Here is a 26,499-nt window from a genome sequence, read left to right on the forward strand (position 1 = left end):
GGGTCTGTTTCAGGCCATAAAAGAATGGTAGTATGTTCAGGCTAACTCTCTGAGAAATGACAACTCATGGCCGCTGAATCGCAACTCAATCCTACCCAGCCCGTAAACCAGCAAATCTATCGCATTTTGCGACGTGATATTGTCCATTGCCTGATCCCACCCGGAACGCCGCTCTCTGAAAAAGAGGTGTCCGTGCGGTTTGACGTGTCCCGCCAGCCCGTGCGTGAGGCGTTTATCAAGCTTGCAGAAAACGGTCTGATTCAGATCCGCCCGCAGCGCGGCAGCTATGTGAACAAAATCTCGCTCTCCCAGGTGCGTAACGGGTGTTTTGTCCGTCAGGCCATTGAGTGCGCGGTGGCGCGCCGGGCCGCATCCTTGATTGATGACAACCAGTGCTACCTGCTGGAGCAAAACCTGCATCAGCAGCGTATTGCGATTGACCGCAAACAGCTCAACGACTTCTTCCAGCTTGATGACGAGTTTCACCAGAAGCTGGCGCAAATTGCAGACTGTCAACTGGCCTGGGACACGATTGAAAACATCAAAGCCACCATCGACCGCGTGCGCTATATGAGCCTCGACCACGTCTCACCACCGGAAATGTTGCTACGACAGCATCATGATATTTTCAGTGCGCTGGAAAAACGCGATCAGGACGGTGTAGAAAAAGCGATGACGCTGCACCTGCAGGAAATCAGCGAATCCGTACAGTTAATTCGTCAGGAAAACAGCGACTGGTTTAGCGAAGAGTAAAATACGCCGCCCCCGTTTCGGTTGCGGCGAAGAGATTAGCGAACCACCAGCACCGGAATACTCGCATAGCGCAGGATAGATTCCGCATTTGAACCGAGCAGATGGGTGCTGATGCTCGGGTTTTTCGACCCGATGACGATCACGTCATATTCCCCTTCTTTGCTCAGTTTGATAATTTCGTCACGCACGTTGCCAAAGCAGACCAGGCTGTGGATATTCTCCCCGGGGAGATCAAACAGCCTTTTTAGCTCGTTCATTTTCTTCCCGGATTCCGCGGTCATAAACGCTTCAAACTTTTTGATATCGGCGTTGAATCCGCGCAGCAACGAGCGGCTGCTGTTGGGGATAATGTTCACCAGCGTAATCGACGCACCTTCCGCCTTTGCAAGGTTGGCCGCGTGGCGAACCGCTTTGTCGCTCAATTCCATTTCAAATACATCAACAGGCATTAAAATCTTCTTATACATAAGCCTGACTCCTTATTCCTGTGAAAGGGGTATTCCCTGCTTCAAGAATGACAGCCGGAATATAAACAAACCCTAAACGCTTGCCAGCAGAAACTATCAATAAAGGAAAATAAATGTGGGCTTTGTAAATTGCTGTCGTGAACCGTCAGCACCCACCAATATTGAGAAAAAAGTGTGAGTTTGATCAAAAACAAAAAAATGAGATGCAGACAGGCGTATTTATAGTGCCTCGTGAACGGTGAAACCTGAAATAGCGCCGTAACGGATAAGTGAGAGAGGAGAAAATACCATGATGACATACGACCGTAACCGTAACGCAATTACCACCGGCAGCCGTGTAATGATCAATGGCACAGGACACACCGGCGTGATTAAAGCGATCCACAGCGAAGGGCTGGATGCCGCGCAGGTGCGTCGCAGCAAAACGGTAGAAGTGGAAGGTTGCGAAGGTAAGTTCGAACCGATTGAACTGATTCGCCTGGGTATGCACTGATTCATGCGACATCATGCCGCCGCACGCGGCGGCATGTGATGACTTAGCCGTTCGCCGCGTACTCTGCGACCGTGGCTTTTGCACCTTTTTGCACTAACGTCTGGTAAGCACGCATTACCGCATCCACAAAGACGGTTTCATGCGGGAGTTCTTTGCCAAAAATGGCCTCAATGCCCAGCAGCGCCTTCACCCGGTCTTCGCCCTCAGCACTTCCCTTCACCGCCGCCTGAATGACCACCAGCTGCGGGTCGCTCACGTCGATAGCGTTGCCCTGCTCATCGACACCACCGACATACCGCATCCAGCCTGCAATGCCTAATGCCAGCAGCGGGAAGCTTTTTTGATGCACCAGATGCCAGCGCACGGAATCGAGCATACGCTGCGGGAGCTTCTGGCTGCCGTCCATCGCGATTTGCCAGGTACGGTGACGTAACGCCGGGTTGCTGTAGCGGGCAATCAACATGTCAGCATAGTGGCCTAAATCAACGCCTTTCACTTTTAAGGTCGGCGCCTGCTCGTTCAGCATCAGCGCATGGGCGGCAGTACGGTAGTGTTCGTCTTCCATGCAGTCGTTGATGTGCGGGTACCCCGCCAGATAGCCAAGATACGCGAGGAAAGAGTGACTGCCGTTAAGCATGCGCAGCTTCATCTCTTCAAACGGAATGACGTCTGAAACCAGCTCCGCCCCGGCCTTTTCCCACTGCGGACGGCCTGCAACAAAGTTGTCCTCAATCACCCACTGACGGAACGGTTCGCACGCCACGCCTGCCGGGTCACGAACGCCAGTCAGCTGTTCAATTTTATCCAGCGTCTCCGGTGTAACCGCGGGAACAATACGATCCACCATGGTGGACGGGAAAGTGACGCTGGATTCAATCCAGTCTGCCAGCTCGCCGTCAACCGCGCGGGCATAAGCGCAGGTCACATTACGCATGACGTGACCGTTCTCCGGCATATTGTCACAGGACATGACGCTAAACGCGGGCAGCCCGGCAGCTTTGCGTCGCGCGAGTGCTTCCACCACCACACCCGGCGCAGATTTCGGCTGATGCGGGTTTTTCAGGTCGGCGGCGATTAACGGGTGATCGAGCATCAGTTTCCCGGTCGCCGGCGAGTGGCAATATCCCTTTTCAGTAATGGTGAGCGAGACAATCGCCACCTGCGGCTCACACATTGCGGCCAGCACGCGTTCCAGCCCGTCAACCTGTGCATGCAGTGCGTTCCTGACCACGCCCACCACCCGCGATGTCCACGCATCGGCAGACATTTCCGCCACGGTGTAGAGATGATCCTGTGCGTTCAGATCGGCAATCTGCTGTTCACCGCCAATCAGGTTTACCTCACAGTAACCCCAGTCGCTATTGTGCTCCGCGGCGAGAATGTCGGCGTACACCGCCTGATGCGCACGGTGGAATGCGCCAAACCCTAAATGAACAATGCGTGCCTTGAGGCGTTCGCGATCGTACTGAGGAAGCGTCGCTTTCGCCTGTAATAACCGGTTTTCCATGATTAAGACTCGTTAAGTTATGTACGCTGGGATTCGCTGCCGCTCTATATGAGCAGCAGCGCCTGCTGACTACACCAACTAGAATGGCAGTCGGGGTAAAAAAGAACTGCCATTAACCATACTGATCCTGCAGTTTGAGATTTTGATTTATATTAACTTTTACGCATGTGGTGTGACATGAATATAAAGTTGTGTGACAGGTCACTAAAGATATAAACCATTACCGCCGCGATGAAACCGCCCCATAGCCAACGGAATCACGTGCCGGCCCCTCCGCCGCATCTTCCGCCACGCTCAAATCACGATCGCAGACCTCTGGCATGCAGATGGCGGCGATCAGCCCAATCACGGAGTAGGCGATCATCATGGCGACAATTGGCCACCAGGAACCGGTCATATTGCAGAAGATCCCGGCGAGCACTGGCCCAAAGCCTACCGCCACCAGCCCGCCCGCCTCTTTTGAGATAGCCATCCGGGTAAAGCGGTTACGCGAGCCAAACATCTCCGCCATCGTGATATTTTCCAGGGCAAACAGTCCCAGTACGGCGAAATTATGGATAACGATGATGGAAAGCATGATCACGCCCGGCGCATAGCTCTTATCAACGATAATCGACAGCATCGGGTACGCCAGAATAATGGCGGAGATATTGAGCAGAATGTACGGCAGACGACGCCCTACTTTATCGGAGAGCCAGCCCAACAGCGGGATAGAGATAAACCCGAGAATTGAGCTTATCATCAGCGCATCGGTGGGGATCGCTTTATCGAACAGCAGCGTCTGAACCAGATACCCGGCAAGAAACGTCTGGATCAGTCCCGAATTCCCCGCCTGACCAAAACGCAGCCCGGTTGCCAGCCAGAAGGACTTACTCTTCACCATCGCTGCAAATGATAAATCGTGTTTTGTCACCGGTGCGGTTGTCTCAGCCTCGTTCACTTTTTCAAATACCGGGCTCTCCTTGAGGTTCATTCGCAGCCAGATGGCGAAGATCATTACCACCACGCTTGCAAGAAACGGTACACGCCAGCCCCAGGCAACCAACTGTTCGCGGTCGAGGGCGAAGAACATAATTGCCCAGATAGCCGTTGCACTTAGCGTCCCGCAGTTGGTGCCCATCGCCACCAGCGAGGAGATAATGCCGCGTTTCCCTTTAGGGGCGTACTCCGCCAGCATGGTTCCGGCGCCGGAGATTTCAGCCCCTGCTCCCAGCCCCTGGATGATACGCAGCGTCACTAACAGGACGGGCGCGAAAATCCCAATCTGCGCGTAGGTCGGCAAGACCCCGATCAGGGTCGTGCAGATCCCCATCATAGTAATGGTGATAAACAGCACCTTTTTACGGCCAATGCTGTCGCCCATTCGCCCGAAGATAAAGGCGCCGACAATGCGCGCGATATAGCCTGCACCGTACGTCCCCATCGCCAGAATCAGCGCCATTGCGGCCGATTGTTCCGGGAAGAAGATCTCATGGAATACCAGGGCGGCCCCCAGCGAATAGAGCTGGAAATCCATAAACTCCAGTGCGGTACCCAGCCAGCCGGAAACGGCGGCTTTCACCAGATCTGAAGTCGTTCTTTGTGGTTGTGTTTGCGTCATAATGGCTATCTCTGCAAGGTAAGATGCGTACCACTCAGAGCCTGTCTGCGCAGGCTCTTAACCGCGTGAATTATTATTGCCCGAACGTGAGTAAGACTTTGCAGCACTGCCGCTGATCTTTTTCAAACCGTTCGATGGCGTCTGTTACGTGGTGATAGTCAAAAGTGTGGGTGATCAGTTTGTCCGGGTCGATCAACCCCTTTTCCAGCCAGTCGATGACGACGGGGAATTTGTTGGCATTCAGCCGTGATGAGAATATCGCCAGCTCTTTTCCGGTGATCCCCTGCTGAACAATCTGGCTTGGGTCGCTGGAAAACCCCATCAGCACAATGCGTGCCGCCGGAGAGGCAATGGTGATGGCTTCCTGTAAAATTGTCGGATGACAGGCTGCGTCAATAATAAGCGTCGGTTTGATCCCTTTTTCTTCCAGCGCCGCCTGTAACGACAGCTCCGCGTTGTTGAACACCCAGTCCGCGCCGCTGCGTTGCGCCATCGCCAGCCGTTCATTGATCCGATCGACAACGATAACCTGCTTCACCTTATAGACACCTTTCAGCGCCTGGAGGGTGACAAGCCCCATGGGGCCTGCGCCGTAGATCAGGGCGATATCCTGCCCGGTGGGTTGTGCGTGGCCCGTCACGTTAGCGGCAATCGTGAACGGCTCGATCATTACCGCGTGTTTATCAGGAATAGCATCCGGAACAACCCAGGCATTTTTTGCCGGTACGACGGCATACTCACTAAAGCCTCCGTCGCGATGAACGCCCAGCACCACCAGAGAGGTACAGACATTGGGTTTGCCCACGGAGCACGGATAGCAGTGTCCGCAGCTGATCACCGGGTCAACCGAGACGCGCTCGCCCACGCGGGCCGGGTCAACACCCTCACCAACGGCATCAATCTCACCAAAAAATTCATGGCCAATCACGCGCGGGTATCGGGCAAACGGATTATGCCCGCGGTAAATATGGCTGTCTGAACCGCAAATACCGGCCAGTTTGACGTTGACGCGCACTTCACCTGCCGCGGGTTCCGGGAGTGGACGATCTTCAATCACCAGTGCATTGGGTTGTTGAATCACTACGCTTTTCATCGTTCGCTCCTCGTTTACCAGTTCCACAACGTGCCATCTTCGAGACGGGCAACCGGAAGATAGGCAGGATCGTACGGGTATTTCGCCGCCAGTTTTTCGTCAAATTCAATACCCAGCCCGGGTTTGTCGCCCGGATGCATATAGCCATTATCAAAGCGCCAGCTGTGCGGGAAGACCTCCAGCATCTGTTCGGAGTAACCCATATATTCCTGTACACCAAAGTTTGGCACCCACAGGTCAAAATGCAGCGCGGCGGCGTGGCAAACAGGCGACAGATCCGACGGTCCATGTGAGCCGGTACGCACCTGATAAAGCGAGGCGAAGTCCGCGATGCGCCGCATGCCGGTGATGCCGCCCGCGTGGGTAATGGTGGTGCGGATATAGTCGATAAGCTGCTCTTCAATAAGCTGCTTGCAGTCCCAGATGCTGTTAAACACTTCTCCAACCGCAATCGGCGTGACCGTGTGCTGACGGATCAGACGGAAGCAGGCCTGGTTTTCCGCTGGCGTAGGATCTTCCATCCAGAACATACGGAATGCTTCAATGCTCTTACCGAATCGCGCCGCCTCAATCGGGGTCAAACGGTGGTGCATGTCGTGCAAAAGATGCTCATTAAAGCCAAACTTACTGCGCACCGCATCGAACAGCTTCGGTGTGAAATCGAGGTATTTTTCAGTGGACCAGAGCTGCTCTTCCGGCCAGTCACCTTTAGTGGCGGGCTCGTAGGCCAGCCCTTTTCCTTTCGACATGCCATAGGTGGTTTTCATACCCGGCACGCCGCACTGAACGCGGATCGCCTTAAAGCCCATCTCTTTATGCCGGGCGTAATCTTCCAGCACGTCATCAATGGAGTGTCCGGTGGTATGACAATAGACCATCACCCCTTCCCGGGATGCGCCGCCCAGCAGCTGGTAGAGCGGCATATTGGCCGCTTTGGCTTTGATATCCCACAGTGCCATATCCACGGCGGAAATGGCCGACATGGTGACCGGACCACGACGCCAGTAGGCGCCTTTATAGAAGAACTGCCAGATATCCTCAATGCGGTGCGCATCACGGCCGATCAACTGCGGGCAAAGGTGATCTTTCAGATAAGAGGCCACCGAAAGTTCACGTCCGTTGAGGGTGGCATCACCCAGGCCGACGATGCCCTCGTCGGTGGTAATCTTAAGGGTGACAAAGTTACGCCCCGGGCAGGTAACAAAGACTTCAGCCCCGACAATCTTCATAATCCATTTCCTTACATCGCTCATTGTGATGCTGGAAACTTACTCTTCTGCACTACTACCATACAAGTATAATGATCATAAAATCAGCGAACGGTCACAAAAAAAATCGGGCGCTCAGGCGCGCCCCCATCCGGCAACAATAATCAACATGCCGCACAGTGCAACCAGCGCCCCGGCCCAGTCATACGCGCTGAGCTTCACACCATCCACCACGCGTAACCACAGCAGCGCGGTACAGACATAAACCCCGCCATAAGCGGCGTAGACGCGCCCGCTGGCCGCCGGGTGCAGCGTCAACAGCCAGACAAACAGGGCCAGCGCAATGCCCGCCGGGATCAGCAGGAATACGGTTGCCCCCTTCTTCAGCCAGAGCCACGGAAGGAAGCAGCCGATGATTTCACACAGCGCGGTGGCAAAAAAAAGCAGAGTGGTTTTGAGCATATTTACAGTCATGTGATGATTTATTTAGACATCATACCTGATGATATCGTTTACTTTTCCATACCCGTGTCGCGGGTATGCCGTTATTTCTCTTTGGTGTAGAATCTGAACGGGATAACTTAATTATCTGCGCCCATTTAAAAGGAAACGCTATGACTACATTAAGCAAACGCCTTTGTCTGACAGCCCTGCTGGCGCTGTCATCGTTCGCCTTTGCCGCCTCTGCCACCGCCGAAACCAGCAAACTCATTATTGAGTCTGGCGACAGCGCGCAAAGCCGTCAGAACGCCGCCATGGACAAAGAACAATGGAATGACACCCGTAGCCTTCGTCAGAAGGTGAACAAACGTGTTGAAAAAGAGTGGGACAAAGAAGATGTCGCTTTCGACGCGCGCGATAAGTGTCAGCAAAGTGCCAACGTTAACGCCTACTGGGAGCCAAATACCCTGCGCTGCCTGGATCGTCGAACTGGCCGCACGGTCGCGCCATAATGTCAGTACAGTGTGACGTTAAGCTCCGCCCTCTGGAGCGTGAAGACCTGCGCTTCGTCCACCAGCTCGACAATAACGCCAGCGTGATGCGCTACTGGTTCGAAGAGCCTTACGAGGCGTTTGTTGAGCTGTCGGATCTCTACGACAAGCACATTCACGATCAGAGCGAACGCCGTTTTGTCGTGGAGTGTGAAGGTGAAAAAGCCGGTCTGGTGGAACTGGTTGAGATCAACCACGTTCATCGTCGGGCAGAATTCCAGATTATCATTTCACCTGAGCATCAGGGGAAAGGTCTTGCCACGCGGGCGGCGAAGCTGGCGATGGATTACGGATTCAACGTCCTGAATCTCTACAAGCTTTATCTCATCGTGGATAAAGAGAACGAGAAAGCAATCCATATCTACCGCAAGCTGGGCTTTATGGTGGAAGGCGAACTGGTTCACGAGTTCTTTATCAACGGTGAATACCGCAACACCATTCGCATGTGCATCTTCCAGCATCAGCACCTGGCCGGACACAAACCGTCAGGCGCCAGCCTGCTGAAACCCACCGCGCAGTAACCTGCGCGGCTTTTTCTCAGTAGTATTCAATACTGTTCTTAATGGTGTACTTGCGCTCAACGGCGGGCTTCACGCTGTTGTCGGTGATCGTCAGATCGCAACTCACCGGATTATTGTGTCGATCGTAATCACAGCTCTGATTGACGTTGCCCAGCGGCTTGTCATTCAGCATGCTCACGGCGGAGTAATCCATTCTTTTGCGAAGATCTTTAGACGGCGTCGACTGGACGGATAAATGCTGGTCCCCGGAGACGGTGGTTTTCCCCAGCGGATAGCCATCCGCATCATAGCGGTACTTCACTTCCATCTCTTTGCCGTGCGCCGCCACCACAAACCCGTTATCGTCGGTATCCCACGTTACGCCCGCCGACGGCAATTCGGCCAGCTGGCATTTCCCCTGCAGTTTCACTTTTCGCTGCTGGGTTTCCGCATCAAGGTAGTAATTAGCATCCAGTACCAGCGCCACGCCGGTATTGGCCTCGAGGTCGTGCAGTTCGAGGGTATCGAAACACCCTTCCGTCGACATCGTACCGGTTACCCGTTTGGAGACTTCACCTTTGTCGTTGAACAGTGTCTGGGTAAAGTCTTTTACCGGGCCGCGCAGAGGGTCAAAATCAAATTCATTGGAGAAGCTCGCCATCTCGGGCGTAAACGACAGCGGCGCGGAAGGGTTGTCGCACCCCACCAGTGTTGCTGCCAGTAGCGTTATCGCTGCGTAGTTCTTCACATCATTTACCGAATCAGGGAGAGTATTCCCGATCATATTAGCAAATACCGTTGTTCACACGATAGCAAAATGTCAGGCGAAAAGAGACGTACAATCAATGCATTAATCTCTCTTACCCTCTGCAAAACCTCGCCAGAACGAGAAGGCGCTGTGCCCGCTGTTGAACAGGAAACACACCTGCTTTGAGCACATGACGGATATTCTGTGACATATTAACAACATGAAAACGCCGGCAGATTGCGCCATCTAACTTTTTTCTTTGATATATTAAATGTTTAACATCCCCTTTCTTCCTCTATAAGGATGCGCTACCCTCACAAATGCGTTCGCGTCCAAAACCGCCTGGAATCTCTATGCTTTCTTTATTCATGAAAAAACGTAGGCAAAACGCTGATTTTTGATTGCTCATCAAAGGTTAAAAAATGAAAAAAACAATCCCTGAATATACGCCTGTTGACTTATCACGTTGGGCCAGAAAAGAACATTTCGAGGTATTTCAGTCCTTTGCTCAATCTACATTTAATCAAACTGTTCAAATAGACATCACCGCATTGCTCAAGGATATAAAAGAACTGGGCTGGAAATTTTATCCGACGATGATTTCCCTCCTTTCTAAAATCGTCAACAACCATTCGGAATTCCGTATGGCCATGAAGAACAATGAACTTGTCATATGGAATGAAATTCATCCAAGCTATACCATTTTCCATAATGAAACGGAGACCTTTTCTTCATTATGGAGTCACTTCGATGGCAATATTGATCATTTCCAGAACGTTTATTCGGAAGATGTTGCTCGCTATGGTAATAGCCTTTCTTATTGGCCGAAGGAAGAGTCACGGGAAAATGTATTTTTCGTGTCGTCGATCCCCTGGTCAAGTTTTACCAGTTTTAATATCAACGTAGCCAATATGCAGAACTTTTTTGCCCCCATGTTCACTATGGGGAAATACGTCAACCAGGGTGGAAAAGTATTGTTGCCCCTCGCCGTGCAGGTCCATCATTCCGTGTGCGATGGTTTCCATGTAGCAAGATTGTTCAATGAGTTACAGGCGATGTGTGATGACTTACGGCATCACTCCGGCGAACGACAGGTGCAGAGCAAAACGCACCGCGCTTAGCGTCGCGATGCCGGGCGGGTATAACCGCCCGCAGGACGTGTTGATGGAAATTGGGGAAAATGAGCGCAGGAAGCCTGTATAAGATTGTTCAGAAAGTTATCTCCAATAACAAAAGCTTACACGAACCCTGCTAAGCTTAACCGACACACAGAGAAAAGGAGCTACAGATGAAACGGTTACCCTGGATTACCGCCCTGCTGTTAATGAGCGCTTCTACAGCGGCTCTGGCTGCCCCGGATTCCTGCGAGCGCGTAAAAAGCGACATTCAGCAGAAAATCATCAATAACGGCGTGCCCGAGTCCGGCTTTACGTTGAATATTGTGCCAAACGATCAGGCTGACCAGCCGGATGCACAGGTTGTCGGTCATTGTGCGAACGATACCTTTAAAATTCTCTATACCCGCACCGGTAGCGGTGCCGCATCAGGGATGCAGGATAATGGTCAGGGCGAACCTCAGTGATTTTAATCACTTTCTCGCGGCCAATTCCCTTTGACTTGATGAGGATTAATATTTAATACCTCCAAATAAGTAACATTCACCCCATCATTAGCCCGGTTGTAATCACGGGCGAAAATAATATGCAATTAAAATGATGGGGTGAGTTATGTCCGATGTCGAAAATCACGGCGGGATCAGCCGTCGAACGTTGGTTAAATCCACTGCAATAGGCTCTCTGGCACTTGCCGCCGGGGGGATTTCACTGCCTTTTGGCCTCAAATGCGCCGCTGCCGCGGTACAAAACGCCGTAAAGCCCGCTGAAGACAAAGTGGTCTGGGGTGCCTGCTCGGTCAACTGCGGGAGCCGTTGTGCGCTGCGTCTTCACGTCCGTGATGAAGAAGTTTACTGGGTCGAAACGGATAACACCGGTGAGGATATTTATGGCAATCATCAGGTTCGCGCCTGCCTGCGCGGGCGTTCCATTCGCCGTCGGATCAATCACCCCGATCGTCTGAACTACCCCATGAAGCGCGTAGGGAAACGCGGTGAAGGGAAATTTGAGCGTATCTCATGGGATGAAGCCCTGGACACCCTTACCCGCAGCCTGAAAGATGTCGTCGAAAAATACGGCAACGAAGCGGTCTACATTAACTACTCCTCCGGCATTGTGGGCGGCAATATCACCCGCTCCTCCCCTTATGCTTCGCTGGTCGCGCGTCTGATGAACTGCTACGGCGGCTTTTTAAGCCACTATGGCACCTACAGCACCGCGCAAATAGCCTGTGCAATGCCCTACACCTACGGCAGCAACGATGGCAACAGCACCTCGGATATTGAAAACACGAAGCTGGTGGTGATGTTCGGCAATAACCCGGCAGAGACGCGAATGAGCGGCGGCGGGATAACCTATTATCTCGAGCAGGCCCGCGAGCGCTCTCACGCGCGCATGATCGTCATCGATCCGCGGTATACCGACACCGCCGCCGGGCGCGAAGACGAGTGGATCCCGATTCGCCCGGGGACGGACGCCGCGCTGGTCGCGGGTATCGCCTGGGTACTGATCGACGAAAACCTTGTCGATCAGCCGTTCCTCGACACGTACTGCGTCGGCTATGACGAAAAAACGCTGCCGGAAGGTGCGCCTGCTAACGGGCATTACAAAGCGTATATTCTCGGTCAGGGTGATGATGCCACCGCCAAAACGCCGGAATGGGCCTCCCGCATCACAGGCATACCGGCCGATCGCATCATCAAGCTTGCACGGGAAATTGGCAGTACCAAACCGGCCTACATCTGTCAGGGCTGGGGCCCACAGCGCCAGGCCAACGGCGAGCTGACCTCCCGCGCCATTGCCATGTTGCCGATTTTGACCGGAAACGTCGGTATCAACGGCGGTAACAGCGGCGCACGTGAATCGACCTACACGATCACCATTGAGCGTATGCCACTGCCGGATAACCCGGTGAAAACGCAAATCTCATGCTTTAGCTGGACCGACGCCATCGCGCGCGGACCCGAAATGACCGCCCTGCGCGACGGCGTGCGGGGAAAAGAGAAGCTGGATGTGCCGATCAAATTCATCTGGAACTACGCCGGCAACACCATCATCAACCAGCATTCCGACATCAACAAAACCCACGATATTCTGCAGGACGAGAGTAAATGCGAAACCATCGTGGTGATCGACAACTTTATGACCTCGTCGGCGAAATATGCTGACATCCTGCTGCCCGATTTAATGACCGTTGAGCAGGAAGACATTATTCCTAACGATTATGCAGGCAACATGGGCTATCTGATTTTCCTTCAGCCCGTGACCGCACCGAAGTTTGAGCGCAAACCGATCTACTGGATCATGAGTGAAGTGGCGAAACGCCTCGGCCCGGATATTCATCAGCGATTTACCGAAGGACGTACCCAGACGCAGTGGCTGCAGTATCTGTATGTCAAAATGCTCGAAAAAGATCCGCAGTTGCCGTCCTATGACGAACTGAAAGAGAGGGGTATTTATAAGCGTAAAGATCCGGCCGGGCACTTCGTGGCCTATAAAAAATTCCGCGATGATCCGCAGGCTCATCCCCTCAACACCCCCTCGGGCAAGATTGAAATTTACTCCAGCAAGCTGGCAGAGATTGCGGCTACCTGGGAGCTCGCCGACGACGAAACCATCAGCCCGCTGCCGGTCTACGCCTCGACCTTCGACGGCTGGGACGCCCCGGAACGTCATAAATTCCCGCTGCAGCTCTTCGGCTTCCACTTCAAAGCTCGCACCCACTCCAGCTACGGCAATGTCGACGTGCTGAAAGCCGCCTGCCGTCAGGAGGTCTGGCTTAACCCCGTGGACGCGGCGCAACGCGGCATCAAAAATGGCGATACGGTGCGCGTGTTTAACGATCGCGGCGAGGTGCGCATCGAAGCGAAAGTCACACCACGCATCATGCCCGGCGTGAGCGCGATGGGCCAGGGAGCCTGGCATGACGCCAATATGAACGGCGATCGTGTCGACCACGGTTCATGCATCAACACCCTGACCACGCACCGCCCGTCACCGCTGGCCAAAGGTAACCCGCAGCACACCAATCTGGTGCAGATCGAGAAGGCGTAAGGAGTAACCGATGACAACCCAGTATGGATTTTTTATTGATTCCAGCCGCTGCACCGGGTGCAAAACCTGCGAGCTCGCCTGCAAGGATTACAAAGATTTAACCCCGGACGTCAGCTTCCGTCGTATTTACGAATACGCGGGCGGTGACTGGCAGGAAGACAACGGTGTCTGGCACCAGAACGTGTTTGCCTACTACCTGTCGATTGCCTGCAACCACTGCGAAGACCCGGCCTGCACCAAGGTCTGCCCGAGCGGGGCGATGCACAAGCGTGACGACGGGTTCGTGGTAGTGGATGAAGATGTCTGCATCGGCTGTCGCTACTGCCACATGGCCTGTCCGTACGGTGCCCCGCAGTACAATGCCGCCAAAGGGCATATGACCAAGTGCGACGGCTGCCACACCCGCGTGGCAGACGGCAAAAAGCCGATCTGCGTGGAGTCCTGCCCGCTGCGTGCGCTGGACTTCGGTCCCATCGACGAGCTGCGTAAAAAACATGGTCAGCTGGCGGCCGTCGCGCCGCTGCCGTCCGCGCACTTCACGAAGCCAAGCATCGTGATTAAACCTAACGCCAACAGCCGCCCGACAGGGGATACCACCGGCTACCTGGCAAACCCGAAAGAGGTGTGAGATGGGAAGTGGATGGCATGAATGGCCGCTGGTGATCTTCACCGTCTTCGGACAGTGCGTCGCCGGGGCATTGATCGTTATGGGGCTCGTCTGGCTTACTGAAAAAGACGACGCGGTGAAAACACGCCTTGTCCGCAGTATGTTCTTTCTGTGGCTGGTGATGGGCATCGGATTTTTGGCGTCCGTGCTGCACCTTGGCTCCCCGCTCCGGGCCTTTAACTCGCTCAACCGCGTGGGTGCTTCGGCGCTCAGTAACGAAATTGCCGCGGGATCCGTTTTCTTTGCCGTGGGCGGTTTCTGGTGGCTGGTATCCGTTATCGGTAAAATGCCCCCGGCACTGGGTAAAATCTGGCTGGTCGTTAGCCAGATCCTGGGCGTTGTCTTTGTCTGGGCGATGACCCGGGTTTATCAAATTGATACCGTACCGACCTGGTACACGGGTTACACCACGCTGGCCTTTTTCCTGACGCTGGTATTGGGAGGGCCGCTGTTTGCAGCCCTGTTGCTGCGCGTGGCAAACACGACATATAAAAGCACATTCGCGGCCTCTGTTAGCGTGCTGGGACTCCTGGCCTGCGTGGCGGTCATCGTGCTGCAGAGCAATGACCTGGCGACAATCCACAGTTCCGTTCAACAGGCGAGTGCCCTGCTGCCTGACTATGGCGCACTGCAAATCTGGCGTATCGTACTGCTTGCCGCCGGACTCGGCTGCTGGTTGTGCCCGCTGATGCGTCGGCAGGAGCCTAAAGCCCTCGCTCTTTTTGCAGGCGTGATACTGGTCGTCGTGGGTGAACTGATTGGCCGTGGTCTTTTCTATGGTCTGCACATGACCGCAGGTATGGCGATTGCGGGTTAACACAGTCGCGCGGGCTACTCCGCGCGAGCAAGGAAGGTAGTCATGAAAGAAGTCTCACAGCGTGATTCGTTCGCGTTCAGCGCCCGGGTACTGGGCGCGCTGTTTTATTTTGCTCCGGATAGTGAGCAGACTGCGCCGCTGGTGCAGGCGCTCACCGAAGGCGACTGGATTCAGGACTGGCCGCTGGCGCCGGAAACGCTGCAGCCTGTTGCAGATGCGTTCAAAACGCCATCCGATGAAGCGTTGAAAGATGCCTGGCAACGTCTGTTTATTGGCCCTTACGCCCTGCCGTCACCGCCGTGGGGTTCCGTCTGGCTGGATCGGGAATCCGTGCTCTTCGGCGACTCCACCCTCGCGCTGCGCCAGTGGATGCGTGAAAACAACATTGCCTTCGAGATGAAGCAGAACGAACCGGAAGATCACATCGGTACCCTGCTGTTACTGGCCGCGTGGCTGGCAGAAAATGGCCGCGACGCTGAACGCGACCAGCTTTTGGCATGGCACCTGCTGCCGTGGAGTACCCGCTTCCTGTCCGTGTTTGTTGAAAACGCCGGGCACCCGTTCTACACCGCACTGGGCAAACTCGCACAGCTGACGCTCGCGGACTGGCAGGACACGTTAATTATTCCGGTCGCGGAAAAAACGCTCTACCGCTAACGCCAGCACCTGGCTTGCTCACCGTTTCCGGGCAAGCCAGGCTCTCCAGCCACCAAATTCCGTGATATCCCGTGCCCCCTCCAGGCCATACGCCTCGCAGATAAACCCGGTCAACCAGCGTCCGTCCTGCAGCTCGATTTTTCCCAGCCCCAGAGGTGCGGGGATCCCGGCGAGAAACGACCCCACTTCGCTGTGCGGTAGCTCCCAGACTTCGACCGCAATCCCGGCCCCCTGGTCTGCCACCCGAACCATTCCGGGACGTTTACCGTCCGCCAGCGCATACAGACGGTAATAAGGTGCGCTGGTGGTCGCGTCGACAAGACGTGCTCCGCGCTCTCGTAACTGAACATTGAGCGCCAGACCGTCCATATGCGCACCGCAGACCACTATCCGCAGGCGGTCATGGGTTGCGGTGCTGGTCGGCGCATCGTCCAGCATGGCACGATTGCCCGGTAACGTTAATTTTGTGTGACGTTGTAACGCATCGGCCAGGCTGAGCAGATACTGATCGGTAAACGCGCGGCCAAACAGCGTGACGCCGGATGGCAGCCCATTGTTCATTTCACCGACCGGGACCGCTACGGCGGCATAGTCGAGCAGGTTCATAAAGTTGGTATAGATGCCCAGCGCCGAGTTGCTTTTAACCGGCTCATCGGCCAGCTCAGCCAGACTCACCGGGCGGGGATACGTCGGAATTAATACGCAATCCAGGTCGGCCATCATGGCATCGCACTCGGCTTTATACCGCTGGAGTTTGTACTGCGCGTCAAACGCCGCCACCGCAGTGGCTGCAGGCGCGTTTTGCAGGACATCACGGATAACCGGCAACACCGCGTCGGGCTGGCGTTCAATCAGCGCACCCGCGAGGTGATAACGCTCGGCGACCCACGGGCCGTCATAGAGCAGTTTCGCGGCCGCCAGAAACGGTGCAAAGTCGAGAGTCACGGGCACGCCACCCAGCGCGATAAGCCCCGTCTTCGCGCGGTGATACAGCGCCTCGCTTTCTGCACAGCCGAGAAACTCCAGCGTCTCCGGCACGCCAAAGCGAAAGCCCGCAGCAGGGACACCAAAAGCCTGTGGGCCGTTCCACGCCGGGTTTGACCGGCTGTATTCGTCACGCGGATCCTGTCGCGCCGTGAGTGCCAGCAGCTGGCTGGCCTCTGCCGCTGTCGCGGTGAAAAACGTGACGCAGTCCAGCGTGCGGCAGGCAGGCACAACCCCTGCCGTGGAGATGAGTCCTTTGGTTGCTTTGAGGCCGACCAGATTATTCAGCGAGGCCGGTACGCGCCCGCTGCCGGCCGTGTCCGTTCCCAGCGCGAAGCTCGCCAGACCCAGGGCGACCGCCAGCGACGACCCCGCGCTGGAGCCACCGGACGGGTAATCCGGATGAACGCTGTTACGACATGGGCCATACGGCGAGCGCGTACCGTTTAAGCCGGTTGCGAACTGATCGAGGTTAGTTTTCCCCAGCGGAATCGCCCCCAGCGCAATCAGCTGCGAAACTATCGTTGCATCCTGCTCTGCCCGATACGCAAATGCCGGACAGGCGGCGGTGGTGTCGATACCCGCCAGATCGATATTGTCTTTGATGGCAAAGGGCACGCCGAACAGCGGCAGCGCGTGCGGCGCTACGCCCTCCAGCGCAGCAAGGTACGGCTCCAGCTCTTCAGGGGTGAGCAGATAAATAAAAGCGTTAAATGACGGGTTCAGCGCCAGCGCGCGCTCGCGTAATGCCGTTATCACCTCACGCGGGGCGATCTGGCCTTCACGGTATGCCTCTGCCAGCACAGAGAGACGTAAATCATAAAGAGGCTTCATGCTGTTTTCTCCAGAACGACCACGCACTGGCCCGCCCGCACCGACGACCCCGGCTGGACACGGACCTGACTGACCACGCCGTCCTGAGTGGCAACTAACGGGATTTCCATTTTCATCGACTCCAGCACCACCAGCACATCGCCTTCGCGCACGGTGTTGCCGACCACAACGTTCACCTGCCACAGGTTGCCGGCAACCGGGCTTTCAACACCGGATTCTCCCGACCGTAACGGCACGTCGTCACCGTCATCCGTCGTTTCGTCGCTGCTGTCAAAATGCGCCTGCCCGCCCGCTATCCAGCGCTCACGCTCGGCGTTAAACGCCGCCTGCTGATGCGCACGGAATGCCTCAATCTCAGGTGCTTCGTCAGCCAGAAACTGCTGATACTCCGCCAGTTTCAGCGTGGTGTGTTCAATACGCAGCGGATAACGCCCCAGTGGGAAATCCCGGCGGATGGTTTGCAACTCCCCGGCTGAGACCGGATAAAAGCGAATTTGATCGAAGAAACGCAGCAGCCAGGGCTTGCCGCCGAAATCCTCTATCGTGCGATAGCGATTCCACATCTGCAGGGTTCGCCCCACAAACTGATACCCGCCCGGCCCTTCCATACCGTAGATGCAGAGGTATGCCCCGCCAATGCCCACCGAGTTCTCCGCCGTCCAGGTGCGCGCCGGGTTGTATTTGGTGGTCACCAGACGGTGTCGCGGGTCGAGCGGCGTGGCCACCGGCGCGCCGAGGTAGACATCCCCCAGCCCCATCACCAGATAACGGGCGTCGAACACCGTTTTATACACTTCATCAATGTTAGCCAGATCGTTTATGCGACGGATAAACTCCAGGTTACTCGGGCACCACGGCGCATCGCGGCGCACGGTGGTCATGTATTTGTCGATGGCTTTCTGACACGCCGGATCGTCCCAGGAGAGCGGCAGCCAGACGATGCGCGATGGCACGTCCAGCGAGTCCTGGTCACAAACGCCCTGCCACAGCCCGGCGATCACCTCCAGCAGGCTATCCAGGCGCAGCGTTTCCGGCTGATAATGAATTTGCAGGGAGCGGATCCCCGGCGTGAGATCGATAACGCCTTTCAGCGCCTGGTCCTCCAGCGCCTGCATCAGCGCGTGGCCGCGAAAACGCAGCACCAGATCCAGCTCTGGCTCGCCAATCTCCAGCAGCAGATGGGTATCACCCGACACTCTCGCCACCAGACGTTTATCGTCAGTCCCCTGCGTCAGCACAATCGGTGAGTCCAGACCGGCAGGTTGCCACATGACAGGTTGCGGGGTCAGGCTGGCGATTTGGCGCTCCTGCGCCTGCGCCAGCCGTCGCGCGGTGGCAATATCCACCGGCACAAAGCGAACGTAATCTCCCGCCTTCAGTTGCCCTACCGCGTGCAGATCGGCCTCGATGATGGTGACCGGACAGACAAACCCGCCCAGGCTTGGGCCATCCGGGCCGAGGATCACCGGCATATCGCCGGTAAAATCCACCGCGCCGATGGCATACGGATTGTCATGAATGTTCGACGGATGCAGACCCGCCTCGCCGCCGCTGTCGCGAACCCACTCCGGTTTCGGGCCAATCAGGCGTACCCCCGTCCGGCTGGAGTTGAAATGCACTTCCCATTCGGTGGCGAAAAACGTCGCGATGTAATCCGGCGTGAAATACTCCGGCGCACCGTGCGGGCCGTAAATCACCCGCAGTTCGCGCACCGCGTCCAGCCTCGTGTGCAGCGCCTGCGGCAGCGGCGCATCCGCAACCGGCTCGGTTAACGGAGCCAGGTGCAAAATGTCACCTGTGCGGAGCGCCCGTCCGGCGTGCCCCCCGAACTGCCCCAGCGTGAAGGTGCTTTTACTGCCCAGATATTCCGGCACGTTAAACCCGCCGCGCAGGCAAAGATAGCTGCGCACGCCCGCACCGCGGATCTCTCCCATACGCAGCGTCATGCCCGCACGTACGCGAAAAACGTGATTATTGGCCAGCGGTTCACCGTCCAGCGTGAGCGCAATTTCAGCGCCCGTCACCACCAGCTGCGCATCGCAGTTGAATTTCAGCGTCGGGCCGCTGAGGGTGATCTCAAGCGCGGCGGCATCGTCTTTATTGCCCAGCAGACGGTTACCGAGACGCAGCGCCAGGCTGTCCATTGGCCCGGATGGCGGAACGCCAACCGCCCAGTAGCCTGTGCGTCCCGGGTAATCCTGTACCGTGGTCTGCGTACCGGCGCTGAGCACCTCCAGCGTAGACGCCTGGTACATCAGGTGCTCAAGACAGCGGGTCCAGGGCTCACCTGCGGCAAACGGTGCGAAGGTCAGGATCTGCTGCAGATAACTGCGGTTGGTTTCAACGCCATAAAGACGGGTCTCCCCCAGCGCGGTATGCAGCACGCGGATAGCGGCTTCGCGTGTCGGCTGCCAGGCGATCATTTTGGCTAACATGGGGTCAAAAAACGGCGGGACTTCGCATCCGGCCTCAACCCAGCTGTCGATGCGCAGCGTAACGCGGTCATCGGACGGGAAAGCCACGTCGGTGAGCAGTCCCGGTGAAGGCTGGAACTGGCGGCCCGGGTTCTCGGCATAGATCCTGGCCTGAATGGCATGCCCCTCCGGTTTCAGGGTGTCACGCAGTGTCGCCAGTGGCGGCAACGTTCCGGCGGCAAGTTCGATCATCCAGCGTACCAGATCCACGCCCCACACCTGTTCGGTCACGCCGTGCTCCACCTGCAAACGGGTATTCACCTCAAGGAAGTAAAAGCGGGCGGCGTCGCTGTCATAGACGAATTCAACGGTGCCCGCGCTGCGGTAGTTGACCGCTTTACCGAGCGTTATCGCCGCCTCGCACAGTGACTGCACCATGCCCGCCGGCAGGTTTGGCGCGGGCGTCTCCTCCAGCACTTTCTGGTTACGCCGCTGCACAGAGCAGTCGCGCACGCCGAGGGCAATTACCTCACCCTTACCGTCGCCAAACAGCTGTACTTCCAGATGACGCGCCCGCTCAATGTACTTTTCGATAAACACACCCGCGTCGCTGAAGTTATTTTTCCCCAGACGCACTACCGCATCGAACGCGTCACGCAGCTCTTCTGCGTCATAGCAGACGCGCATACCGATACCGCCGCCTCCCGCTGTGCTTTTCAGCATCACCGGATATCCCACTTCGGCGGCAGCGTTGACGGCCTGGTTAACATCGGCCAGCAGGTCGGTGCCCTCCAGCATCGGAACCCCGTGCGTTTTCGCCAGCGCGCGAGCGGTATGCTTTAGCCCAAACAGACGCAGCTGTTCCGGCGTGGGGCCCACAAAGGCAATCCCCGCGGCGTCACACGCTTCGGCGAACGCGGCGTTTTCCGAGAGAAAACCGTAGCCCGGATGAATGGCCTGTGCCCCGCTGGCTTTCGCGGCGGCGATGATCTTTGTGCTATCCAGATAGGTGTGCGCCGCCGGGCCATCGCCCAGACTCAGCGCTTCATCGGCTTCGCGAATATGCAGGCTGCTGATATCCGCCTCGGAATAGACTGCCACACCACGAATTTTCATGGTGCGCAGGGTGCGTAAAATGCGGCAGGCTATCGCCCCGCGGTTCGCAATCAGGAGTGTCGTCAACATAGGTCAGACTCAATCGTGGCGGGTCGTCCCGCCGAAAATCGGCTCACCCATGGTCGTCCATGGGGGAAAAAGCGGTTACGGCAGAATGCGTCCGGCACGGACTTCAAACAGGCGGTACAGCGCCTGGCGCAGTCGCTGCCAGCGGGTGGGCGTCAGTTCCATACCAGCACCTCAGCAGGCGTTGGGTTCCAGCCGTTGCAGGGGTTATTCAGCTGTGGACAGTTGGAGATCAAGACAATGACGTTACACTCGGCGCGCAGGTCGACGTATTTCCCCGGCGCGGAGATACCATCTTCAAACGTCAGCCCGCCCTCTGGCGTCACCGGCACGTTCATAAAGAAATTGATGTTGGCCGTGATGTCGCGTTTTTGCAGACGGCCATCGTGCAGACAGGCGCAGAGGAAGTTATCGCGGCAGCTGTGCATATGGCGTTTATCGAGGGCGTATCGCACGGTGTTGCTCTCCTGGGCGCAGGCCCCGCCGAGGGTATCGTGACGCCCGCAGGTATCGTCGATAATGGTCAGCAGGGGGTTACCGAGGCTGGAGTACAGGACGCTGCCCCGCGTGAGATAGGCGTTGTTCTGACGGCGCAATGTGCGCTGCGCATCGTAACGTTCACGCGGGTTATCGGCATTGTAGAACAGCGTGTCGACCGCCTGGTTACCTTCCAGGTCGAGCAGGCGCAACGTCTGCCCTTGTTTCATCTCGAACAGGTACGGTTCACCTGCCGGGATCACGTGGCGAAATACCGCGTCTTGCACATGCTTTTCAGAGATCATGGTCATTTTACTGCTCCTTACAGGGCGAAAAGCCGGGTATTGGTCATGGCGCGTTCGTTTTCCGGGCGCGTCAGAAGCGCGTTAACGGCCCCCTCTTCATCCTCAGCCTGTCGCCAGCTCAGCGCGACCGGTCGTGGGGCATATTCCCGGGACGGATCCATCGGATGCTGCAGCGCGGTCATCACCACAAGCGTGTCCATGGGGGCGTACAGCTCCACGTAACTGCCCGGCTGCGAATAACCGCCGTGGAAGGTGAACTGACCGCGGTCATCGACGGTGACTTTGCTGAAGAAGTTGACCACCATCAGCAGATCTTCGAGGTTGAGATCCCACTTACCCATCTCCACCAGCAGGTTGTCCGTTCCGTTTCGGTAAAACCCGTTACGCAGTTCCTGATAGCGTCCCTGGCCATACTTTTCAGTCACCTCGGCGGCGTTCAGTACGCCGCCAAACGGGTCATGCCAGCCGCAGGTATCTGCGGTGATGCCTGCCAGCACGCGTCCCATGTCGGAGTAAAAGCAGTGTCCGGCGGTCAGACGCGCGGTGTGCTGGCCTTTCAGGGTGTCGGGCAGGTTCAGACGTTCACTTTTCTCGTGCGGATTCAGCATCAGCAGGCTGACGTTTGCTCCACCTTCAATGTCGGTCATACGCAGGATCTGCCCGCGCTTAAGCACAAACGAGAGGTGACCGCCGCCGGGCAGGATCTCTTCGCGTAACATAGTCATGGTATTCACGGTGTTAACCCCTTAATGCATAAACGTTATCGGGAGCCGTTCCACTCAGCGCGGAGAGCCGCGTCTCGTTGAGCGGAATGTCGTAGGTAATACGGGCGCCAAAGGCGTTGGGCGCCTGCGGGTCGAGGCGCACTTTGTCGAACACCAGTAAGCGGGTGCCGAGGTTAAAGCCTTCCGAAAGATCGTGGGTGACCATAAAGACGGTCATGCGGGTCTCCCCCCATAGCTGAAGCAACAAGGCGTGCATATCTTTACGAATACCCGGGTCCAGGGCGCCAAACGGCTCATCCAGCAGCAACACGCGCGGCTGCATGATGAAGGCCTGCGCAATGGCTAAACGTTGCTGCATACCGCCGGAAAGCTGGGCCGGGTATTTGTGCATCGCATGCCCGAGACCGACTTTTTCCAGCATCCCGGTGGCTCGCTCACGCGCCGCGCGTTTCTTTGCCCCAAACAGTCGCCCGAACAGCGGCGCTTGCGGCAGTTCGAGCCCTATGGTGACGTTATCCAGCACGCTGAGATGCGGGAAAACGGAGTAGCGCTGAAACACCACGCCCCGGCTGCTGTCCGGCTCGGCGTGCAGCGGTTTACCGTCCAGCGTAATGGCCCCTCGGCTGGGCGCTTCCTGACCGAGCAGCAGGCGCAAAAACGTGGATTTTCCGCAGCCAGAGGCCCCCACCATTGAGCAGAACTCGCCCTCTTTCACCTGCAGATTGAGGCGCTCCAGCACCACGTGGTCGCCGTACTCCTGCCAGATATTGTTGATGGTGATAAAGCTCATGCCTTCCCTCCTTCCGCCCAGGGAAACCAGGTTTTATGTAACTGGCGCAGGGCCAGATCCATCAGCCAGGCCAGCAGCGTGATCCACAGGACGTACGGAATGATCACATCCATCGCCATATAGCGGCGCACGAGGAAAATGCGATAGCCCAGCCCGGCGGTTGAGGAGATGGCCTCTGCCGAAATGAGAAACAACCATGCCGACCCCAGCAGCAGACGCAGCGAGGTCAGCAGCCGCGATAACAGCTGCGGAAGTACCACGCGCAACACCAGCGTCCAGCTGTTGGCACCCAGCGTCTGGGCTTTGATCAGAATCTCCGGTGGGATTTCGCACGCGCGATGCTCCAGATCGCGCGCCAGCATCGGAGTGATGCCGATGACAATCAGCATCACTTTCGACAGTTCATCCAGCCCGAAAACGATAAATAGCACTGGCAGGATCGCCAGCGGCGGGATCATCGACAGCACCGTCATCAGCGGCGAGAGCGACGCGCGCCACAGCGGGAAAACACCGGCGGTGACACCAACACAGAGGCCGATGATCGAGGCGATGACCAGCCCCGTCAGAAGACGGGCAAGGCTCACCAGCGTATCCACCCAGAACAGATAGTCACCGCTGCGTTTATCCGGGGTCAACGCCATGCGTGATAGCGCGTCCAGCATCTGCTGCAGGCCAGGCAGCAGCTTGTCCTGCGGGTTAGCCTCCAGCCTGACCGCGGAACCGAAAAAGTACGCGGCCAGCAGCAGGACGAAAGGCAGCATCACGAGCATCAGCCGCATGCCGGGCGTGGGATGGCGATTAATTTGTCGCATGGATGTTCCGTCCGTTATTACAGCGTGCCGGCAGCGGCCATTTTCACGAAGCTGTCGTCAAAGCGCAGCTTCACGTTGCTGGCATCGCCCTGGGTGACATTGCCCGGGAAGCGCATGCCGATGAAATCCGCGCTTTGCGCCCCATCGCCCAGCAGCCCTTTATCGAACGAAAACGTGGCCACGCGCTGCATGGTTTTCGCCAGCTCCGGCGACGTTAAAAAGGCAATATTGTCCTGCGGGGTATAGAACAGGTGGGTTGTTTTCAGCTGCGCCTGATAACCGGCCAGATCGGTACCGGAGGCGGCGGCCATTGCGTTGAGCACGGTGGCATCCTGCGCTTTCATCAGCCCCATCATCTCGTACCATGCGCCGGTCAATGCTTTGCCAAGCGCCGGGTTGTCTTTCAGGGTTTCGCTGTTGACCACCATCATGTCGATAAGCTCACCCGGTACCTGAGAGGAGCTGAACACTTCTGTCGTTTTTGGCGTGCCTTTGATGACCGACAGCTGCGGGTTCCAGGCTACCGCTGCCTGCACATTTGCCGTGCCAAAGGCGGAGACGATGTCCGCGTCAGACGTGTTTACCACAGTGACGTCTTTTTCGGCCAGGCCGGCTTTTTCCAGGCCGCGCACCAGCAGATAGTGGGAAACAGAGAGCTCAGGCAGGTAGACTTTCATCCCTTTCAGGTCGTTGAGCGTTTTGCCCTCGCCCTTCATCACCACGCCGTCGTTGCCTTCTGAATAGCTGCCGAGGATCAGCGCCGTGGTATCAACGCCGCCCGCGGCCGGTATGGTCAGCGCATCCATATTGGTCATGGTGCAGCCGTCAAACTGGCCCGCAGTGTACTGGTTGATGGATTCGATATAGTCGTTGAGCTGAACAACATTGATTTTGATGCCGTATTTATCGGCCCATTTATCGATGATTTTGCTACTGCTAAGGGTGCCCCAGGGCATCCAGCCGGCGTAGATGGTCCAGCAGACGTTGAACTCTTTCTTCACCGCAGCAAAGGTGGGGAGACTGACCAGCATCGCCAGGGAGAGTACCAGGGTGCGGAATAATGGCGTTTTCTTCATGCTTGACCTCTGAGTGGCACAAAATTAGGGGGCAGCGCGACACCTTCAGGTGCTGCTGTCTCCCGGGCTTTTGTCCCGCCGTGTAACCTCTCAGAGGTCGCCAGCTCTTGGACCAGTCATTCACCGCAGTGAACCGGAACCCTAGCCAGCTATTTTTCAAATTGTGGTGTGCTGCCCTTCAGTGTTAAGCATTGCAAGGGATATGCCAGAATTTTTTATGTTAATTATTAAACTGTTAAGTCTGCCTGTGCAGGCTGTTTCACCGTTTTGGTGAGACACGGCGAGTTGAGTGCACCGTGCTGGTGCTCTTTGGGATGACGCGTGGTGCTGACGGCGTTGCCCACAGAACGTGTCTGCGACAGCAGGAAAGGCTCAAAATGATGTGCTGGTTTTTGCCAGGTCTTTCATCATCGTCGTCGTCAGGCTGAGCTGCTCGCTTCCCATTTTACGTGACAATTCCTCTCTTGCGGACTGCCATACGGGGATCACGGATGTCAGAAGCGCCCACCCCTGCGAGGTCAGGCTAAGTTGTTTTCCACGGCGCCCGCGCCCCCCCGTTGATTCAATAACCCCACGGGACTCCATAATCCCTATGTTTCGGCTCAGTGTGGTTGCATCCACCCCGGCCTTTGATGCAAGCCCTGCCACCGTTTCATTTACGCCACCGCCGATCCCCACCAGCAGGCTGAACTGTTCTGCCGTCAATTCATAAGGTCTGAAGCAGGCGTTGTAATAACGCGTTATAGCCCGTGCGGTTGCACGTGCCTGATACGCCGGACAGGTCTCGGGGATGGTTTTTAGTAACGCCAGATCAACAGTGTTCATACTTTACGCTCGACAGATACGGTGAGATAAAATAGTGTATATACACTATTAACGCTATTCAAGGTATCATGATGCCCGCATTTATCCATATCAATTTACGTGTTATCGACCCTGCACGGCAGGCCAATCTTGCCCCTCGCTTCAGACTGGCACTTGAAGAGGCCGGCGGCAAAATTCTGCATTTTGGTCCTGTTGTCGAACTCCTTGAAGGCGATGAAGAACCGCTACCCTTTGCTGGCATTTTTGAGTTCCCTTCACTGCAGCAGGCGCTGGCGTTTTACCATTCGGAAAAATATGCCCCGATCAAAGCTGAACGCCAGCTGGCACAGCAGGCAAAAATGTTCGTTGTCACCACTGACTAAGCGTTTCGTTTCCTTGCCTGCGGTATCGTTTCCAGATTTCTCCAC

Annotated in this window: 26 protein-coding genes and 1 riboswitch; of the genes, 11 read left to right on the forward strand and 15 right to left on the reverse strand. The window is 56.4% G+C overall.

From position 1 onward, the window contains the following. The first annotated feature begins 66 nt into the window (after positions 1-66). On the forward strand, positions 67-753 hold the full coding sequence (locus tag ACMVME_RS02685; protein WP_014169893.1) for a GntR family transcriptional regulator: 687 nt from the start codon (positions 67-69) through the stop codon (positions 751-753). Positions 754-788: 35 nt separating this feature from the next. On the opposite strand, the gene ACMVME_RS02690 is transcribed toward ACMVME_RS02685, so the two are convergent. Continuing rightward, positions 789-1,220, reverse strand: a complete 432-nt coding sequence (locus ACMVME_RS02690) for a universal stress protein (RefSeq protein ID WP_068794575.1) — start codon at positions 1,218-1,220, stop codon at positions 789-791. A gap of 289 nt (positions 1,221-1,509) precedes the next feature. Between ACMVME_RS02690 and ydfZ the strand changes: the two genes are divergently transcribed. Then, positions 1,510-1,713 carry a putative selenium delivery protein YdfZ gene (ydfZ, locus tag ACMVME_RS02695; protein WP_013096785.1) on the forward strand — a complete coding sequence of 68 codons (204 nt, stop codon included), beginning with the start codon at positions 1,510-1,512 and terminating at the stop codon, positions 1,711-1,713. Positions 1,714-1,756: 43 nt separating this feature from the next. Here ydfZ and ACMVME_RS02700 read toward each other — a convergent pair whose 3' ends face one another. The 5 genes from ACMVME_RS02700 to ACMVME_RS02720 form a co-directional block, all read right to left on the reverse strand. Beyond that, positions 1,757-3,220, reverse strand: coding sequence for a mannitol dehydrogenase family protein (locus tag ACMVME_RS02700; RefSeq protein WP_251859097.1), 1,464 nt, complete (start codon positions 3,218-3,220; stop codon positions 1,757-1,759). A 220-nt stretch (positions 3,221-3,440) separates the two neighbouring features. Further along, positions 3,441-4,820, reverse strand: a complete 1,380-nt coding sequence (locus tag ACMVME_RS02705) for an MFS transporter (RefSeq protein WP_014169890.1) — start codon at positions 4,818-4,820, stop codon at positions 3,441-3,443. 73 nt (positions 4,821-4,893) lie between these two features. Next, on the reverse strand, positions 4,894-5,913 hold the full coding sequence (locus ACMVME_RS02710; protein WP_020884261.1) for a Zn-dependent oxidoreductase: 1,020 nt from the start codon (positions 5,911-5,913) through the stop codon (positions 4,894-4,896). A gap of 14 nt (positions 5,914-5,927) precedes the next feature. Next, positions 5,928-7,142: a starvation-sensing protein RspA gene (rspA, locus tag ACMVME_RS02715; protein WP_020884262.1), complete on the reverse strand. Its 1,215-nt coding sequence runs from the start codon at positions 7,140-7,142 to the stop codon at positions 5,928-5,930. A 114-nt stretch (positions 7,143-7,256) separates the two neighbouring features. Then, entirely contained in the window at positions 7,257-7,583 is a 327-nt protein-coding gene (locus tag ACMVME_RS02720; protein ID WP_025204305.1) for a YnfA family protein, read from the reverse strand. Between the two features lie 152 nt (positions 7,584-7,735). Here ACMVME_RS02720 and ACMVME_RS02725 point away from each other — a divergent pair, with 152 nt between their 5' ends. Both ACMVME_RS02725 and speG read left to right on the forward strand, forming a co-directional pair. After that, positions 7,736-8,074, forward strand: coding sequence for a DUF1283 family protein (locus ACMVME_RS02725; RefSeq protein WP_020884264.1), 339 nt, complete (start codon positions 7,736-7,738; stop codon positions 8,072-8,074). Next, positions 8,074-8,634, forward strand: a complete 561-nt coding sequence (gene speG, locus ACMVME_RS02730; RefSeq protein ID WP_020884265.1) for a spermidine N1-acetyltransferase — start codon at positions 8,074-8,076, stop codon at positions 8,632-8,634. Before ACMVME_RS02725 ends, speG begins: the two co-directional genes overlap by 1 nt. Positions 8,635-8,650: 16 nt before the next feature. On the opposite strand, the gene ACMVME_RS02735 is transcribed toward speG, so the two are convergent. After that, positions 8,651-9,397 carry a YnfC family lipoprotein gene (locus ACMVME_RS02735; protein WP_032670404.1) on the reverse strand — a complete coding sequence of 249 codons (747 nt, stop codon included), beginning with the start codon at positions 9,395-9,397 and terminating at the stop codon, positions 8,651-8,653. A gap of 386 nt (positions 9,398-9,783) precedes the next feature. On the opposite strand from ACMVME_RS02735, the gene catA reads away from it, so the two are divergent. From catA to dmsD, 6 genes are all read left to right on the forward strand, one after another. Beyond that, entirely contained in the window at positions 9,784-10,482 is a 699-nt protein-coding gene (catA, locus tag ACMVME_RS02740) for a type A chloramphenicol O-acetyltransferase (RefSeq protein WP_068794573.1), read from the forward strand. A gap of 167 nt (positions 10,483-10,649) precedes the next feature. After that, entirely contained in the window at positions 10,650-10,943 is a 294-nt protein-coding gene (locus tag ACMVME_RS02745) for a DUF1161 domain-containing protein (RefSeq protein ID WP_014169881.1), read from the forward strand. 145 nt (positions 10,944-11,088) lie between these two features. After that, on the forward strand, positions 11,089-13,527 hold the full coding sequence (gene ynfE / locus ACMVME_RS02750; RefSeq protein WP_068794572.1) for a selenate/tellurate reductase subunit YnfE: 2,439 nt from the start codon (positions 11,089-11,091) through the stop codon (positions 13,525-13,527). A gap of 10 nt (positions 13,528-13,537) precedes the next feature. Then, positions 13,538-14,155 (forward strand): DMSO/selenate family reductase complex B subunit, encoded by a 618-nt coding sequence (locus ACMVME_RS02755; protein WP_014169373.1) that lies wholly within the window; start codon positions 13,538-13,540, stop codon positions 14,153-14,155. 1 nt (position 14,156) lies between these two features. Further along, on the forward strand, positions 14,157-15,011 hold the full coding sequence (locus tag ACMVME_RS02760) for a dimethyl sulfoxide reductase anchor subunit family protein (protein WP_068794571.1): 855 nt from the start codon (positions 14,157-14,159) through the stop codon (positions 15,009-15,011). Between the two features lie 42 nt (positions 15,012-15,053). Next, positions 15,054-15,668: a Tat proofreading chaperone DmsD gene (gene dmsD / locus ACMVME_RS02765; protein WP_040017358.1), complete on the forward strand. Its 615-nt coding sequence runs from the start codon at positions 15,054-15,056 to the stop codon at positions 15,666-15,668. Positions 15,669-15,686: 18 nt separating this feature from the next. Here dmsD and atzF read toward each other — a convergent pair whose 3' ends face one another. The 8 genes from atzF to ACMVME_RS02805 all read right to left on the reverse strand — a co-directional run bounded on the left by atzF (position 15,687) and on the right by ACMVME_RS02805 (position 26,092). After that, positions 15,687-17,486, reverse strand: a complete 1,800-nt coding sequence (atzF, locus tag ACMVME_RS02770; protein WP_068794570.1) for an allophanate hydrolase — start codon at positions 17,484-17,486, stop codon at positions 15,687-15,689. Next, complete coding sequence (gene uca / locus ACMVME_RS02775; RefSeq protein WP_414743382.1) at positions 17,483-21,085, reverse strand: urea carboxylase; 3,603 nt, start codon at positions 21,083-21,085, stop codon at positions 17,483-17,485. The genes atzF and uca overlap by 4 nt, the downstream gene beginning before the upstream one ends. A 152-nt stretch (positions 21,086-21,237) precedes the next feature. Beyond that, positions 21,238-21,870, reverse strand: coding sequence for an urea amidolyase associated protein UAAP2 (locus tag ACMVME_RS02780; RefSeq protein WP_068794568.1), 633 nt, complete (start codon positions 21,868-21,870; stop codon positions 21,238-21,240). Between the two features lie 11 nt (positions 21,871-21,881). Beyond that, positions 21,882-22,589 (reverse strand): urea amidolyase associated protein UAAP1, encoded by a 708-nt coding sequence (locus tag ACMVME_RS02785; protein WP_040019021.1) that lies wholly within the window; start codon positions 22,587-22,589, stop codon positions 21,882-21,884. Positions 22,590-22,602: 13 nt separating this feature from the next. Then, positions 22,603-23,379 carry an ABC transporter ATP-binding protein gene (locus ACMVME_RS02790; protein WP_068794567.1) on the reverse strand — a complete coding sequence of 259 codons (777 nt, stop codon included), beginning with the start codon at positions 23,377-23,379 and terminating at the stop codon, positions 22,603-22,605. Continuing rightward, entirely contained in the window at positions 23,376-24,191 is an 816-nt protein-coding gene (locus tag ACMVME_RS02795; RefSeq protein ID WP_068794566.1) for an ABC transporter permease, read from the reverse strand. Before ACMVME_RS02795 ends, ACMVME_RS02790 begins: the two co-directional genes overlap by 4 nt. Before the next feature lie 17 nt (positions 24,192-24,208). Then, on the reverse strand, positions 24,209-25,267 hold the full coding sequence (locus tag ACMVME_RS02800; RefSeq protein ID WP_032681129.1) for a putative urea ABC transporter substrate-binding protein: 1,059 nt from the start codon (positions 25,265-25,267) through the stop codon (positions 24,209-24,211). Between the two features lie 57 nt (positions 25,268-25,324). Then, positions 25,325-25,423, reverse strand: a riboswitch (guanidine-I (ykkC/yxkD leader). Positions 25,424-25,639: 216 nt separating this feature from the next. Then, positions 25,640-26,092 (reverse strand): MarR family winged helix-turn-helix transcriptional regulator, encoded by a 453-nt coding sequence (locus ACMVME_RS02805; protein WP_068794565.1) that lies wholly within the window; start codon positions 26,090-26,092, stop codon positions 25,640-25,642. A 71-nt stretch (positions 26,093-26,163) separates the two neighbouring features. Between ACMVME_RS02805 and ACMVME_RS02810 the strand changes: the two genes are divergently transcribed. Next, the gene (locus tag ACMVME_RS02810; RefSeq protein WP_032678054.1) at positions 26,164-26,454 is read left to right on the forward strand and encodes a DUF1330 domain-containing protein; all 291 of its coding nucleotides are present in this window, start codon (positions 26,164-26,166) and stop codon (positions 26,452-26,454) included. Positions 26,455-26,499 lie beyond the last annotated feature (45 nt).

This window comes from Enterobacter cloacae complex sp. 2024EL-00711 (assembly GCF_047529885.1).
In the GTDB taxonomy this organism is placed as follows: Bacteria; Pseudomonadota; Gammaproteobacteria; order Enterobacterales; family Enterobacteriaceae; genus Enterobacter; species Enterobacter ludwigii.

Excerpts from the sequence above, each read along its gene's own strand:
- ACMVME_RS02795 (WP_068794566.1), bottom strand. The coding sequence starts at position 24,191 with ATGCGACAAATTAATCGCCATCCCACGCCCGGCATGCGGCTGATGCTC.
- uca (WP_414743382.1), bottom strand. The coding sequence starts at position 21,085 with ATGTTGACGACACTCCTGATTGCGAACCGCGGGGCGATAGCCTGCCGC.
- ACMVME_RS02710 (WP_020884261.1), bottom strand. The coding sequence starts at position 5,913 with ATGAAAAGCGTAGTGATTCAACAACCCAATGCACTGGTGATTGAAGAT.
- ACMVME_RS02690 (WP_068794575.1), bottom strand. The coding sequence starts at position 1,220 with ATGTATAAGAAGATTTTAATGCCTGTTGATGTATTTGAAATGGAATTG.
- ACMVME_RS02700 (WP_251859097.1), bottom strand. The coding sequence starts at position 3,220 with ATGGAAAACCGGTTATTACAGGCGAAAGCGACGCTTCCTCAGTACGAT.
- rspA (WP_020884262.1), bottom strand. The coding sequence starts at position 7,142 with ATGAAGATTGTCGGGGCTGAAGTCTTTGTTACCTGCCCGGGGCGTAAC.
- ACMVME_RS02810 (WP_032678054.1), top strand. The coding sequence starts at position 26,164 with ATGCCCGCATTTATCCATATCAATTTACGTGTTATCGACCCTGCACGG.
- ACMVME_RS02705 (WP_014169890.1), bottom strand. The coding sequence starts at position 4,820 with ATGACGCAAACACAACCACAAAGAACGACTTCAGATCTGGTGAAAGCC.
- ACMVME_RS02720 (WP_025204305.1), bottom strand. The coding sequence starts at position 7,583 with ATGCTCAAAACCACTCTGCTTTTTTTTGCCACCGCGCTGTGTGAAATC.
- atzF (WP_068794570.1), bottom strand. The coding sequence starts at position 17,486 with ATGAAGCCTCTTTATGATTTACGTCTCTCTGTGCTGGCAGAGGCATAC.
- ACMVME_RS02805 (WP_068794565.1), bottom strand. The coding sequence starts at position 26,092 with ATGAACACTGTTGATCTGGCGTTACTAAAAACCATCCCCGAGACCTGT.
- dmsD (WP_040017358.1), top strand. The coding sequence starts at position 15,054 with ATGAAAGAAGTCTCACAGCGTGATTCGTTCGCGTTCAGCGCCCGGGTA.
- speG (WP_020884265.1), top strand. The coding sequence starts at position 8,074 with ATGTCAGTACAGTGTGACGTTAAGCTCCGCCCTCTGGAGCGTGAAGAC.
- ACMVME_RS02745 (WP_014169881.1), top strand. The coding sequence starts at position 10,650 with ATGAAACGGTTACCCTGGATTACCGCCCTGCTGTTAATGAGCGCTTCT.
- ACMVME_RS02760 (WP_068794571.1), top strand. The coding sequence starts at position 14,157 with ATGGGAAGTGGATGGCATGAATGGCCGCTGGTGATCTTCACCGTCTTC.
- ACMVME_RS02725 (WP_020884264.1), top strand. The coding sequence starts at position 7,736 with ATGACTACATTAAGCAAACGCCTTTGTCTGACAGCCCTGCTGGCGCTG.
- ACMVME_RS02685 (WP_014169893.1), top strand. The coding sequence starts at position 67 with ATGGCCGCTGAATCGCAACTCAATCCTACCCAGCCCGTAAACCAGCAA.
- ynfE (WP_068794572.1), top strand. The coding sequence starts at position 11,089 with ATGTCCGATGTCGAAAATCACGGCGGGATCAGCCGTCGAACGTTGGTT.
- catA (WP_068794573.1), top strand. The coding sequence starts at position 9,784 with ATGAAAAAAACAATCCCTGAATATACGCCTGTTGACTTATCACGTTGG.
- ACMVME_RS02785 (WP_040019021.1), bottom strand. The coding sequence starts at position 22,589 with ATGACTATGTTACGCGAAGAGATCCTGCCCGGCGGCGGTCACCTCTCG.
- ACMVME_RS02800 (WP_032681129.1), bottom strand. The coding sequence starts at position 25,267 with ATGAAGAAAACGCCATTATTCCGCACCCTGGTACTCTCCCTGGCGATG.
- ACMVME_RS02735 (WP_032670404.1), bottom strand. The coding sequence starts at position 9,397 with ATGATCGGGAATACTCTCCCTGATTCGGTAAATGATGTGAAGAACTAC.
- ACMVME_RS02790 (WP_068794567.1), bottom strand. The coding sequence starts at position 23,379 with ATGAGCTTTATCACCATCAACAATATCTGGCAGGAGTACGGCGACCAC.
- ACMVME_RS02780 (WP_068794568.1), bottom strand. The coding sequence starts at position 21,870 with ATGACCATGATCTCTGAAAAGCATGTGCAAGACGCGGTATTTCGCCAC.
- ydfZ (WP_013096785.1), top strand. The coding sequence starts at position 1,510 with ATGATGACATACGACCGTAACCGTAACGCAATTACCACCGGCAGCCGT.
- ACMVME_RS02755 (WP_014169373.1), top strand. The coding sequence starts at position 13,538 with ATGACAACCCAGTATGGATTTTTTATTGATTCCAGCCGCTGCACCGGG.